At 37.5% G+C, this 12515-nt stretch carries 14 protein-coding genes; 9 read left to right on the plus strand and 5 right to left on the minus strand.

The window, feature by feature from the left end; all coding sequences use genetic code 11:
• The first annotated feature begins 693 nt into the window (after positions 1 to 693).
• The gene (gene thiD / locus N9R04_RS08210; protein ID WP_262856274.1) at positions 694 to 1524 is read left to right on the plus strand and encodes a bifunctional hydroxymethylpyrimidine kinase/phosphomethylpyrimidine kinase; all 831 of its coding nucleotides are present in this window, start codon (positions 694 to 696) and stop codon (positions 1522 to 1524) included.
• Positions 1525 to 2003: 479 nt separating this feature from the next.
• Positions 2004 to 2171, plus strand: a complete 168-nt coding sequence (gene vraX, locus N9R04_RS08215; RefSeq protein ID WP_262856275.1) for a C1q-binding complement inhibitor VraX — start codon at positions 2004 to 2006, stop codon at positions 2169 to 2171.
• Between the two features lie 749 nt (positions 2172 to 2920).
• Here the strand turns inward: vraX and hxlB are convergent.
• Together hxlB and hxlA are read right to left on the minus strand one after the other, a co-directional pair.
• The gene (hxlB, locus tag N9R04_RS08220) at positions 2921 to 3469 is read right to left on the minus strand and encodes a 6-phospho-3-hexuloisomerase (protein WP_262856276.1); all 549 of its coding nucleotides are present in this window, start codon (positions 3467 to 3469) and stop codon (positions 2921 to 2923) included.
• 1 nt (position 3470) lies between these two features.
• A complete protein-coding gene (gene hxlA, locus N9R04_RS08225) occupies positions 3471 to 4103 on the minus strand; it encodes a 3-hexulose-6-phosphate synthase (protein WP_262856277.1) in 633 nt (210 codons plus the stop codon).
• A gap of 286 nt (positions 4104 to 4389) precedes the next feature.
• Here hxlA and N9R04_RS08230 point away from each other — a divergent pair, with 286 nt between their 5' ends.
• The 5 genes from N9R04_RS08230 to N9R04_RS08250 all read left to right on the plus strand — a co-directional run bounded on the left by N9R04_RS08230 (position 4390) and on the right by N9R04_RS08250 (position 8680).
• The gene (locus N9R04_RS08230) at positions 4390 to 4785 is read left to right on the plus strand and encodes a YojF family protein (protein WP_262856278.1); all 396 of its coding nucleotides are present in this window, start codon (positions 4390 to 4392) and stop codon (positions 4783 to 4785) included.
• Between the two features lie 12 nt (positions 4786 to 4797).
• Positions 4798 to 5463, plus strand: a complete 666-nt coding sequence (gene bshB2 / locus N9R04_RS08235; RefSeq protein ID WP_262856279.1) for a bacillithiol biosynthesis deacetylase BshB2 — start codon at positions 4798 to 4800, stop codon at positions 5461 to 5463.
• A gap of 15 nt (positions 5464 to 5478) precedes the next feature.
• Positions 5479 to 6360, plus strand: a complete 882-nt coding sequence (gene folE2, locus N9R04_RS08240) for a GTP cyclohydrolase FolE2 (protein WP_262856280.1) — start codon at positions 5479 to 5481, stop codon at positions 6358 to 6360.
• 412 nt (positions 6361 to 6772) lie between these two features.
• Positions 6773 to 6967, plus strand: coding sequence for a hypothetical protein (locus N9R04_RS08245; RefSeq protein ID WP_262856281.1), 195 nt, complete (start codon positions 6773 to 6775; stop codon positions 6965 to 6967).
• Between the two features lie 1374 nt (positions 6968 to 8341).
• The gene (locus N9R04_RS08250; protein ID WP_262856282.1) at positions 8342 to 8680 is read left to right on the plus strand and encodes a transcriptional regulator, SarA/Rot family; all 339 of its coding nucleotides are present in this window, start codon (positions 8342 to 8344) and stop codon (positions 8678 to 8680) included.
• Positions 8681 to 9123: 443 nt separating this feature from the next.
• Here the strand turns inward: N9R04_RS08250 and N9R04_RS08255 are convergent, their stop codons facing one another.
• From N9R04_RS08255 to tadA, 3 genes are all read right to left on the minus strand, one after another.
• On the minus strand, positions 9124 to 9690 hold the full coding sequence (locus N9R04_RS08255) for an NADPH-dependent FMN reductase (protein ID WP_262856283.1): 567 nt from the start codon (positions 9688 to 9690) through the stop codon (positions 9124 to 9126).
• Between the two features lie 19 nt (positions 9691 to 9709).
• The gene (locus N9R04_RS08260; protein WP_262856382.1) at positions 9710 to 10579 is read right to left on the minus strand and encodes a Cof-type HAD-IIB family hydrolase; all 870 of its coding nucleotides are present in this window, start codon (positions 10577 to 10579) and stop codon (positions 9710 to 9712) included.
• 98 nt (positions 10580 to 10677) lie between these two features.
• A complete protein-coding gene (gene tadA, locus N9R04_RS08265) occupies positions 10678 to 11169 on the minus strand; it encodes a tRNA adenosine(34) deaminase TadA (RefSeq protein WP_262856284.1) in 492 nt (163 codons plus the stop codon).
• A 64-nt stretch (positions 11170 to 11233) separates the two neighbouring features.
• On the opposite strand from tadA, the gene N9R04_RS08270 reads away from it, so the two are divergent.
• Both N9R04_RS08270 and N9R04_RS08275 read left to right on the plus strand, forming a co-directional pair.
• Positions 11234 to 11851, plus strand: coding sequence for a deoxynucleoside kinase (locus N9R04_RS08270; RefSeq protein ID WP_262856285.1), 618 nt, complete (start codon positions 11234 to 11236; stop codon positions 11849 to 11851).
• Positions 11844 to 12506 carry a deoxynucleoside kinase gene (locus N9R04_RS08275; protein WP_262856286.1) on the plus strand — a complete coding sequence of 221 codons (663 nt, stop codon included), beginning with the start codon at positions 11844 to 11846 and terminating at the stop codon, positions 12504 to 12506. The genes N9R04_RS08270 and N9R04_RS08275 overlap by 8 nt, the downstream gene beginning before the upstream one ends.
• The last annotated feature ends 9 nt before the right edge of the window (positions 12507 to 12515 follow it).

Below are 12515 nucleotides of genomic sequence, written 5' to 3' on the forward strand. Positions count from 1 at the left end.
AAATATAGTTTAACACCTTATTTAAAAAAATAAAATTTAAACGGTTGAGTTAAGTATGCTTATTTTATTGTAGAAGCGCTTGACTAATCGTAGGAAAAGAGGCTGGGACATAATGTAATGTCTCAGCTTCTTTCAGCATCTTGGCAGTAGATGACTGATTTGAAAACGCGCTTATATCAATCTTTTTTCAATTCTAGTCATCCTTGCCGGGGCGGGACTACGAAACCTTTTTATTCAAATTAGATTTCTGTCCCGCTCCCACAAGCACAGCAAGTTGGGGTGGGCCCCAACAAGGAGAAACTGGGACATAAAGGAATTTGACTAGAGAGAAAGAGGCTGGGACATAATGTAATGTCTCAGCTTCTTTCAGCATCTTGGCAGTAGATGACTGATTTGAAAATACGCTTGTATCAAGCTTTTTTCAATTCTAGTCATCCTTGCCGGGGCGGGACTACGAATTCTTTTTTAGTCAAATTAGATTTCTGTCCCGCTCTCGAGTCGTGCTCGGTTCTGTCAACACTCCTGCTTTTGAGACGCCGTTTATCGGTTTCCCAGAGCACAAGAGCTTTATGGCCCAAACCCTGTTAAACGACAGTCTCCTCTCCTACTTTACAGAACTTTAGGCCTCTCATTGATGTTGAGCACCTTTAGAACGTGGTAAAATAAAACTAAAAGCTAATAGGAGTGAAAGAGATGACACTTAAAAAGACTTTAACTATCGCTGGTTCAGACACTAGCGCAGGCGCAGGAATGCAAGCTGATTTAAAGACATTCCAAGAATTAAATACTTATGGCATGGTGGCGTTAACATCTATCGTTACTATGGATAACAAGACGTGGTCTCACGATGTGACTCCTCTATCTTTTAAAGTGTTTGAGAAACAATTGGAAACAGCCATTTTTATTGGACCTGATGCTATTAAGACAGGAATGTTAGGTACTCAAGAAATTATTAAACGCGCTGGCGAAGCTTTTGAGCAATCTAAAGCAAAGTATTTCGTTGTAGATCCAGTAATGGTTTGTAAAGGTGAAAATGAGGTGTTAAACCCTGGCAATACAGATGCCATGATCGATCACCTTCTTCCTAAAGCGACGATAGTAACACCTAACTTATTCGAAGCAGGCCAGCTTTCCGGCTTAGGAACACTTAAATCAATTGAAGAGATGAAGAAAGCAGCTGAAGTTATTTATGACAAGGGCGCGAAACATGTGGTGATTAAAGGGGGTAAAGCACTCGATCAAGAGTACTCTTATGACCTTTATTATGATGGCGACCGCTTCTATCAACTGAAAACAGATATGTTCCAACAGAGTTATAATCACGGAGCAGGCTGTACTTTTGCCGCAGCTACTACGGCTTATTTAGCCAATGGTAAGAGTCCTAAAGAAGCAGTGATAGCTGCTAAAGCATTTGTGGCATCAGCAATCAAAAACGGTTGGAAGATGAATGAATTCGTAGGGCCTGTAGATCATGGTGCATATAATCGAGTTGAACATATAGAAGTTGCTGTCGAAGAAATATAAGTTTATTTCTACTTATTAATATGAAGTAATGATAAGCATAGTTTTAGTTGAATTACTTTAATCAATCCATCTAAAACGAATGTTTAACTAAAAATATAATCGATCACAAATTAAGAATGGTTATAACTAGGAAGACTTTTAGCTAAATAAACAGTAGATAACTGAACTTGTATGCGTTACTGAATCGTATATTGAAATACGAGTTATCATGAGAGGGAGGTCGAGACTCCTGCTTTTGGGACATCGTTCATTGGTTTCCCAGAGCACAGAAACTTTATGTCTCAACCTCCCCTTCTCTATATCTATTATCCACTCACCAATTAAATCTTCTCACTCTACCTCTATCAACCTCCGTAATAAAGATGTCCATCAATCTCAGACGAAAGATGTAAATACATTTGATACTATAGACTCATGTTAAATAGAAGAAGATATTATACAGTATTAAGTGTAGAGAGAAAAAGGAGGTTCTAATCAACATGATTATCTACAATAAGATTGTTGAAAATGGCAAGCCAATCTACGAAATCATTACTAAAACTTTCAAATCAATCACCGTAAAGTGTGATGAATCGTTCACTTCCAATGACACATATAAATTACTCTCTCTACTTGAAAGTGATGTAGATCAAATGGCGAGTGATTGAAATAGTCGTTTCTTCAACACCTCAAACCGAGTTTATAAACACATGAACACAGAAGAACATAGCATTGCTCCCTAATAACTAACAGAATATATGATAGCTAAGTGTTAATGCGATTCCTATTTGTCCCCTTTTTAGTGAATTAAAATTAATACTACCATCCCTATAACCCTATGTATGCACTGATGTTAGACTAAGTTTGTCCCCTTTCTATGTTTAGAGATTGTCTCGAAACACCGTCTAACATCGGTGCTTTTTTCTTTCACTTTGATATACGACCTAAGTTAGACATTTACTCTTAAATCGTAGAGGCTGTCCCCTAACTTTCAAAGTGGGGCAGTAGTGAGTAACTCGAGATCGGGACAAAAGGGTTGAGGATGGAGGGGCACAGAACCGGGACATGAGGCTGGGACATAACGGTCTTTGACTAGAGAGAAAAAGGGTCTGGGACATAATTTAATGTCCCAGACCCTTTCATCATCTTTACCAGGGCGGGACTACGAAATCTTTTTATTCAAATTAGATTTCTGTCCCGCTCCCGAACCGTGCGCGTTTCTGTCGACAACCCTGCTTTTAGTACGCCGTAATGGGGTTCACAGAGTACAAGAACCTTATGTATCAACCTGTTAAAAATACCATTAGGGGAGAACTGAGTCAGTTCTTATCATCACAGAGAAGATGAACTCCTCCTCTACTAAAAGAAAGACCAATGCAGTTAAGCTGCATAGCTCCTGCATTGGTCGTAATTTCATCTATTCTAAATTAGCATGATTCGCCTGCATGGTCGTTTCACTAACATTTAATTTCTGCATTAAATCTAAGACTAAGCTGTCTAGGAAGATTTGTGAAGCTTGTTCAAATAAGCTCCCTAACGGTTGGCGAGAACCTTCTGTATCGTGTTTAGTGCCTGCTGGAAGTTCTATTACCGTACTCGCGCTTTTGCCGATTGGTGAATCAGGTTTCGTACTTATAAGCACCACTTCTGCACCTTCTCCGCTCGCTTTATCAGCTAGAAGCCTCAAATGTTCTGTTGACCCAGACCCTGAGATAACTATAAACACATCTTTCTCACGGATGGAAGGTGTGGTAGATTCGCCAATCACATGTGCAGCCTTATCTAATTGATTTAACCGCATCGCAAAGCTGTTAGCTACAAATCCTGAACGCCCTTTACCTGCCACGAAGATGTGTTTAGCATCAATTAGCTGTTGGATGAATGCTTCAGCTTGCTTAGCTTCAACATGAGATAAAGTACCTTCCAACTCGTCTAGTATTAAACGGTAATTAGTTAGTTCAGCCATCTTACTTACCTTCAATCGCAGCTTTACATTGTTTAGCTGCTTCTACAGGATTATCAGCATTCGCAATACCGCCACCTACGATAACTAAGTCTGGAGATTCTGATGCTACTTCTTCGATTGTTTCAGGTTTGATACCTCCCGCAATAGCTATTTTAGAGTTTTTAATAACATTTTTAACTTTGCGTAAGCTATCTAAAGGAGAAACACCTTGAGCTTGTAGATCGTAACCAGTGTGAACAGCTATATAATCTGCACCTAATTCATCTAACTCTTGTGCGCGTTTCTCTAAATCTTGAACCGCAATCATATCAACGAGCAATTCTTTACCATTTTTATGCGCTTCTTCCACTGCTGCTTTAATAGAAGCATCTTCAGCCACGCCGAGAATGGTAACAACATCTGCACCATATTTAACTGCTTGGCTTACTTCATAATCAGCTGCATCCATAATTTTAAGATCAGCTAAGACTTTAACACCATCGATGTTGTCAGCCATGTGTTGAACGGAAGGTAGACCTTCATTAATAACGATTGGCGTACCAATTTCCACTATGTCCACATAATCTTTTACTTTATTAGCTAATTCTGCTGCTTCCTCTTTATTTAATAAATCAATTGCTAATTGTAGTTCCAACCTTAACATCCTTTCTTATCTTACTGCCTATCTATTCTTTAAAATAATCACTTGGCGAGAGTCTATATTTTATTCTCATATCCTTAGTACCCTTGCACTATAAAACTAAACACTTCAAAATATTGAAACTATCTATAAATGCTATGATAACAATAAATATAATAATTACTAATTAGTCTTATCTAAAGATAGCACACAATAGTAGTTAGTGTAATACACTTAGTTTAGAAATTTCTTGAGCATAGATATACATTTCTCACTCTATTTCTAGTAAAATATATAGATAATGAATTTGACCGATTACCGATTGGAGGAAGAATCGTTGAAACCTATAAATGCTACAGAAGTTCAATCATTATTATCATCCTATGCTAATACACCTGTATATTTACACGTCGAAACGACAAATGGTGCCTATGCTAACCATTTCGACCAACGTGTGTTTAACGCAGGTGCATTTTTACGAAACATACAGCTTACATACGAGCATGCACAACTCAAAGGTGGCGAAAAAGATCCTTTCCGAGTCGGTCTGAAACTCAAAGAAAACGGTTGGGTGTACGTCCAAGGTCTAACGCATTATGAGGTCAATGAAGATAATGAGTTTTTAATAGCTGGATTTAATTATGAGGGACAGCTTGCAGCTACATTAGAAATTAGTAAGAAACCTTTTAAGGCTTAAAGGAGGGATATTATGTCTAAAGAAAATCACGTACTCGTCATCTTTCCTCATCCAGATGATGAAACGTTCTCATCCGCGGGAACGATCGCACGTTATATCGATCAAGGTGTGCCTGTTACTTATGTCTGTCTCACTACAGGTCAAATGGCTCGTAACTTAGGTAATCCTCCTTTCGCTACACGTGAATCATTACCCACGATTCGCGAGCGGGAACTAGAAGAAGCAGCTCAAGCCATCGGAATTACCGATTTACGTAAAATGGGCATGCGTGACAAAACAGTTGAATTCGAACCTCATGACGAAATGGATGCAATGGTCAAATCATTTATAGATGAACTACATCCTTCCGTCATTATTTCATTCTATCCCAAATTTGCAGTTCATCCGGATCACGAAGCTACAGCTGAAGCCGTAGTAAGAACTGTAGGCCAAATGCCCGAAAGCGAGCGACCGCGACTTCAGCTCGTCGCATTTAGTAATGATGCACCTGAAAAGTTAGGCGACCCCGACATTCTCAATGAGATCAGTGATTATAAAGAGGTGAAACTTCGCGCATTTGAAGCCCACGCTTCGCAAACAGGATCATTCTTAGAGCAACTCGCTACTCCTGATGTGAGCGGGCAAGCACAAAGCTTTTTAGAAGTTGAACCTTATTGGATTTATAACTTTGAATCTTAAAGTGGAGGCTATAACATGAGTGAATTTGATTTATCTACTAGAGAGGGACGCTGGAAACACTTCGGCTCAGTGGATCCAGTTCAAGGGACGAAACCTACAACAAAAGAAGAGATGACAGACTTACAAAGTACAAATAAGGATTTTCTTTTCGAGATAGAAGAAGTAGGAATTAAAAATTTAGTTTATCCAGTTAACATTGATCGTTTTCAAACAGCTGGGCTATTCAGCTTCTCTACAAGCTTAAATCAAGACGAAAAAGGAATTAATATGAGCCGTATTCTTGAGAGTGTAGAAAAACACTATAATCACGGAATTGAACTAGATTTCGATGCTTTGTATCAGGTCTTACGTAGTCTACAAGAACACATGAAGCAATCCTCAGCAGGTGTTGATGTTTCTGGTAAATGGTTCTTTGATCGTTATAGTCCTATAACTAATATGAAAGCGGTAGGCAATGCAAATGTGACATACGGTTTAGCTATTCAAAGCGAACGCGTTACACGGAAGGAGCTAACACTTGAAGCTGCAGTGACAACGCTGTGCCCTTGTTCGAAAGAAATCAGTGAGTATTCAGCGCACAACCAGCGTGGTATAGTCACTGTTAAAGCCTATATTGATAAAGAGGCAACGCTTAAGAATGATTATAAATCCATTATTTTAGATGCTATGGAGGCAAATGCGAGCTCTATTCTATACCCTATATTGAAACGACCTGATGAAAAGCGTGTGACTGAACATGCCTACGAAAACCCTCGTTTTGTTGAGGATTTAATTCGGTTAATCGCTGCTGACTTAGTCGAATTAGATTGGTTAGAAGGATTTGATATCGAGTGCCGTAATGAAGAATCGATCCATCAACATGATGCTTATGCCAAGTTAACACATCGTAAATCTTAATTTGTCATCACTAAATTGAAGCGTTTGAAAATCTTATGTAGGGAATAGTGAAATCTACATTTATCACAACCCCTTGCTATCAACACATCTATGAATAGTATTAAAATCAAACTGTGAAAAGCATAAATAATCTTGGATTACTTCACTTTTCAAGAATGATAAGTAGAAAAGGTTGAGTACTAATAATAGATAAATTCCTTCAATATACCATAACGTACGGAGTATTAAATTTCGCTAAGCTAGCAAATGAGCGCTGTTTGTCAGAGTGAAAGAGACTCAGACATAACTAAGAAATAGCGTTAAGATGATCTTTTATAATGTTGTGCTCCCCAAAGAGGTAAAGACAAAAGCGTTTAGAATTTGAGCAGAACCGAACGAGTCGATAAAATTGTGTTCCAAATTTTGTCGACTCATGAGCATTTCTGTCGACAATCCTGCTTTTGGGACGTGGTTCGTCGGTTGCCCATCGGGACCCCAACAAAGAGAAACTGGGACATCAGTTTCTACAATCAATGCGAGTTGGCGGAGCCCCAACAAAGAGAAACTGGTAAACCAGTTTCCACAAGCACAGCAAGTTGGCGGGGCCCCAACAAAGAGAAACTGGTAAACCAGTTTCCACAAGCACAGCAAGTTGGGGAGGCCCTATAAAAAGCGAAGCCGTTCAATACGAAGTATAGAATAAGAAGTAAGGGAGCGGGACAGAAATCTAATTTGACTAAAAAGATTTCGTAGTCCCGCCCCGGCAAGGATGACTAGAATTGAAAAAAGCTTGATACAATCGCATTTTCAAATCAGTCATCTACTGCCAAGATGCTAAAAGGGTCTGGGACATTACATTATGTCCCAGGCTCTTTTTCTCTCTAGTCAAAGACCTTTATGTCCCAGCCTCGTAATTAGTCACTATTGTATTTTAACTACACAACTGAGCACTAAATTATCGAGCCGCCATAGGTATAAAGATTGTTCTATAATCTACTATAACTTACTTTTTAATATCAAATATGATTTATCGCGCTATGTAAATGATCGAGTTGGAATAATACTTAAATAAACTTGATAAAGTTAAAACTCATCGTGGTGCAACCTTTTATTATTTAAATATGTAAGAAATTATATTGGCGAGTATTTTAACGCGCAACTTAATTAAACACCTTCTAACCAGAAATAAAACTACCACACAGCACAATTGTTGTAGACCCTTTTTGAGAAACCAATTTTTCTTATCTTTTTATATTTATCTCATTTATATTTCCATACTTCAAATAGCTATTCTAATTTAGAGTAAAATTTTAAATGTTTTAGTAAAATTTTAGACCTTTTCTTTTCTAATAAAGTCAAGTTATTAAATTTTATGTTATATAGTGTAAAAAAACTGCGTATCAAAATGATTTAATTCATAGTACAATTACTATTATACTGTCATTATATTTTTTAAGTAGACTTAATTAAATATCACATAGAAGAATGTACAACTTGAAACTGAATAGAATAATTTTAGAAAAAATAAGGATAGTAAACACTTGTACTTTTTAGCACTTCAAGCTCACACGGGAAGTAAGGTTTCATCTTCTAAATCAACATAGTATGCGGAAGTTATTATCGCTATCCATGATTTTAGTATCAAGCCTTTTATTATACTCAATGCTCATAGCTTCACTTTAATCAAGTAGTGTTATTTTACGTGCACAGCGCTATATATTTGGCTCTGAAACAGTTCAGTAGAAAGTATAAACTCATATTATTCAATACTTATCTCTAATTAAATAATCATAATAACGATCGTATATAAATATACTACCTAACTTATTGTTTAATTCTTTAGAAAATTCTTACATCTATCATTTTATCTTTGTGCATGGTGTTACAGTCTCATTAATGACATTATATCAAATCATTAGTCCTTAATTTATTTTTAGAAACATAGAAAATACGAACTGGGAAACTGATTAGACAAATTTCAATTATATTTGGGGTGAATAAAATGAATATTATTGCTTATGAAGAAAAGCGAAATATCATCAAGAAGAAAATCAAACAATGCTTAGAGTTATCTTTAATTGAGATCATCATTTTAGAAAAATTAAAGGAAATAGGTCAAAATCAAGTAGATGTTATCGACTTAAAGAAGCGTTTATTTAATGGGAATGCGCCAATTTCAGCTCAATTGAATAATTTAATTAAAAATGAATATTTCAAAAAACAACGTGATAAGAAAGATGAACGTAGAATTTACTTATATGACATCGATTTAAATAAGATTGCTGTAACGCTTGAAGACTATCATCAAATCGTTAGTTCTATTATTGATACTGATGCATAAAATAGAAAATTAACCTTAGTAGATAGTGCGATATACTATGGGCATGAGAAACAAGTGACCCCTTTCTCATGATTCACTACCTGAGGGGAGACATAAAGTTTCTATGCTCTCTGAAACCGATGAACGGCCTCACAAAAGCAGGACTGTCGACAGAAACGCTCGCGATTCGGGAGCGGGACAGAAATCTAACTTGAATAAAAAGATTTCGTAGTCCCGCCCCGGCAAAGATGACTAGAATTAAAAAAAGCTTGATACAAGCGCGTTTTCAAATCAGTCATCTACTGCCGAGATGTTGATAAGGCTGGGATTTATGTCCCAGCCTCTTTCTCTCTAGTCAAATTCCTTTATGTCCTAGTTTCCCCCCTGCCCAAATCCTAAACGCTGTTGTCTCGACCTCAAAGCTTATATCAACTTCTACTAAGGTTTTACTATGAATTCCTAAGTTATTTTAAATGTTCGTACGGACTGTTCTGTGCAAAGGACACAATCTGATCGACGAATAAACGCGCACGTAGTTGAAACTCTTCATTTGCCAAATAATAAGTCTCATCGTCAAGCTTGCCGTAATCTGAATCGTGTGTAGCAATTTGCGTCGGTACTGCAATACCTAGTAAAGTACGCACAATTAGTCTCAGATGAGAAAGAGGTTCTGCGCTCACAATACCCCCACTATTACCTACGAGACCTACAGGCTTCATCTTGAAATCGTCCATCGTTAAATGATCTAAAGCATTCTTCAAAATGCCAGAATATGAACCGTGATAATTTGGGCTACCTAAGACAAAGAAATCCGCTTCTCTCGCTTTAGTTTGCAATTCTTTTAAATTATTTTTATAACTTTCAGTAGGTTCTGAAGCACCTGATACATCGAGCTGATGGATAGGTTGCTCAGCTAAATCGAAAATATCTACATTCAACTCATGTTCTTCAAATTGACCTTTTAAATATTGCGCTAAAGCTGCTGTATGAGAACCTACTTTAGCACTACCTACTATAATTAATCCTTTCATCTATTATCACCTCGAATATTTATTTGTTACTCTCCTCTATTAATCTCATGATCGCATGGCCTACCCCATCATCTTCATTTGAGGTTGTCTCGTATTTAGCGACTGCTTTCACTTCATCAGTCGCATTCTCCATTGCAACCGGATAACCGACTCGTTCTAACATTGATACATCATTTAGGTTGTCACCGATAGCCATGACTTCTTCCATATCAATATTTAATTGCTCTGCAATTCTATGTAAAGCAATACCTTTTTGAGCATCACTATGAGTAATTTCAATATTACCTCTTGAAGAGGACGAAATAGCAAGATGAGTCGATTCTGCTAATCGCTCACTTACACGATCGATCTTCTCCAAATCACTATCGTAAGCTAATATTTTCATAATGATCTCACCCGGGATACTTTCGATAGCATTATAATCACTAACCACTTTAAGCGTTCCATTATCGAGACGTTTCTGAATAGCTGCACGTATCTTCTCAACATCAGCTTTCTGCCCTGCGCGTTCAGCGATATCTACATATATTTCGACATCATGTTCAGGATCCTCTGTGTAAATTCCTCGATTAGTATAAACTTGGAAATATACGCCCTCTTTATTGAGTTCGTTCTTGATACGTTGTATGAGTTCGTGATTGAGGTGAGAGGTGCTCATTATATTAAATGTTTCATCTCGGACTTCTGCACCGTTTAAACATATATAAGGAACAGCAAGCTTTGCATCCTCTACCGGCGCACTCGCTTCATAAAAAGCTCTTCCCGTAGCTATCACAACAGTTATCCCTTGGGACTGTGCATACTTTATTGCTTCGATATTCTTATCAGATATTTCATGCGATGCATTAAGTAATGTGCCATCCATGTCAGAAGCTATCAATTTAATCATTATCTTAAGTCGTTCCTCTCTCTTTATAGTAACACGAGCAGTTGTTCTCATAACTATTATTGTCACAATTTAGTAACATAATCCCATTCTATCAAATATTAATCGTTCTGTATCATCGTCTGTTCGGATGATTTTCGCTGTTGTCTTAAATTACGGAAGAAAGTTCTCAGCATCGCCCCGCACTCCGCTGCCAAGATACCTTGAGTCAACTCACAGCGATGGTTAAAACGAGATTCTTGAACCAAATTCATTAGACTCCCCACGCACCCACCTTTAGGATCAGTTGCGCCATAGACGACACGAGGAATTCTGCTCATGACAATCGCACCCGCGCACATGACACAAGGTTCAAGGGTAACGTATAAAGTACAATTCTCCAACCTCCAACTTCCTAGAGCCTCAGCTGCTTTTTCAATAGCAAGATGTTCAGCATGTGCGGTGGGTTGTTGTAATGTCTCTCTTAAATTATGCGCTCTAGCAATAATACTCTCATTATTAACGATCACTGCTCCTATAGGCACTTCACCTATACGCGAAGCTTTATTTGCTTCCTCAAGGGCAACGTTCATATAATATTCATCACTTGTCATGTGTCTGACTCACCTCTGATATGATAAAATAGCTACTGTCTATTTTATCATTGGAGCGATAAAGATGAAAAAAACTTTTATAGCTATTGAAGGCCCTATTGGCGTAGGCAAAACATCACTTGCACACCAACTCAGTAAGACACTTGACTTTGAAGAGGAAAGAGAAGTCGTTGAGAATAATCCATTTCTTTCTGATTTTTATGACGACATTTCCAAGTGGAGTTTCCAAACTGAAATGTTCTTCTTATGTAATCGTTATAAGCAAGTTCAAGACCTAGCTCAGTCTAATAAAGGTGTAGTAAGTGATTACCATATTTTTAAAAATAAAATATTTGCTCATAATACCTTAACCACTACTGAATTCAATAAATTTAAGCGCATTTACGACATATTGACAGAAGACCTTATCATGCCAAATATAGTAGTGTTCTTAGATGCTGATTTACGCGTATTAAAGACCCGTATCGCTAAAAGAAATCGTAGCTTTGAACATCAAATAGAGGATAATTATCTCTTACAGTTACAAGATGATTACGCGTCTTTCTATCGCTCTCTACAAGCACAAGATGTTAAAACGTTGTATATCAATACAAGCCATCTTGATTTTGTAAATAACAAAAAAGATTATCAATACATACTCAATCAAATTGAACCGATGATTGGAGGCGAGTTCCATGACTAACTATGGAATACCGCAAGATGCTGTCATCACGATAGCAGGAACAGTAGGGGTCGGCAAATCTACGTTAACAAAAGCTCTAGCTCAACGCTTAAATTTCCGTACGTCTATTGAAAACGTCGATAACAACCCTTATTTAGATCTATTTTACAATGACTTTGAACGGTGGAGCTTTCACCTTCAAATATACTTCTTAGCAGAACGTTTTAAAGAACAGAAACGCATGTTTGAATATGGTGGTGGCTTTATTCAAGATCGTTCGATTTATGAAGATGTTGATATCTTCGCTAAAATGCACCAAGAACAAGGCACGATGAGTGAAGCTGATTTCTCAACCTACTCTGAGCTATTTGATGCAATGGTCATGACGCCTTACTTCCCACAACCAGATGTACTTATCTTTCTCGAATGTGATTACGAAGAAGTGATAGAGCGTATCAAGACACGTGGTAGAGATATGGAGGTAAATACAGACCCAGAATACTGGAAGAAGCTTTACCAACGTTATGAAGATTGGATTGATAACTTTAAAGCTTGCCCTGTAGTCCGTGTTAACATCAACGAATATGATATTTTTGACAATCCGGATTCCCTAGACCCAGTCATCAATAAGATTAAACGCATTATAGACACACATAGAGCGGTAGATCCTAGATAATGACGTATG

Source organism: Staphylococcus marylandisciuri, assembly GCF_025519785.1.
GTDB classification, from domain to species: Bacteria; Bacillota; Bacilli; order Staphylococcales; family Staphylococcaceae; genus Staphylococcus; species Staphylococcus marylandisciuri.

Excerpts from the sequence above, each read along its gene's own strand:
- hxlB (WP_262856276.1), bottom strand. The coding sequence starts at position 3,469 with ATGGCTGAACTAACTAATTACCGTTTAATACTAGACGAGTTGGAAGGT.
- tadA (WP_262856284.1), bottom strand. The coding sequence starts at position 11,169 with ATGACAAGTGATGAATATTATATGAACGTTGCCCTTGAGGAAGCAAAT.
- N9R04_RS08275 (WP_262856286.1), top strand. The coding sequence starts at position 11,844 with ATGACTAACTATGGAATACCGCAAGATGCTGTCATCACGATAGCAGGA.
- vraX (WP_262856275.1), top strand. The coding sequence starts at position 2,004 with ATGATTATCTACAATAAGATTGTTGAAAATGGCAAGCCAATCTACGAA.
- N9R04_RS08230 (WP_262856278.1), top strand. The coding sequence starts at position 4,390 with ATGAATTTGACCGATTACCGATTGGAGGAAGAATCGTTGAAACCTATA.
- thiD (WP_262856274.1), top strand. The coding sequence starts at position 694 with ATGACACTTAAAAAGACTTTAACTATCGCTGGTTCAGACACTAGCGCA.
- N9R04_RS08270 (WP_262856285.1), top strand. The coding sequence starts at position 11,234 with ATGAAAAAAACTTTTATAGCTATTGAAGGCCCTATTGGCGTAGGCAAA.
- bshB2 (WP_262856279.1), top strand. The coding sequence starts at position 4,798 with ATGTCTAAAGAAAATCACGTACTCGTCATCTTTCCTCATCCAGATGAT.
- N9R04_RS08260 (WP_262856382.1), bottom strand. The coding sequence starts at position 10,579 with ATGATTAAATTGATAGCTTCTGACATGGATGGCACATTACTTAATGCA.
- folE2 (WP_262856280.1), top strand. The coding sequence starts at position 5,479 with ATGAGTGAATTTGATTTATCTACTAGAGAGGGACGCTGGAAACACTTC.
- N9R04_RS08250 (WP_262856282.1), top strand. The coding sequence starts at position 8,342 with ATGAATATTATTGCTTATGAAGAAAAGCGAAATATCATCAAGAAGAAA.
- N9R04_RS08255 (WP_262856283.1), bottom strand. The coding sequence starts at position 9,690 with ATGAAAGGATTAATTATAGTAGGTAGTGCTAAAGTAGGTTCTCATACA.
- N9R04_RS08245 (WP_262856281.1), top strand. The coding sequence starts at position 6,773 with ATGAGCATTTCTGTCGACAATCCTGCTTTTGGGACGTGGTTCGTCGGT.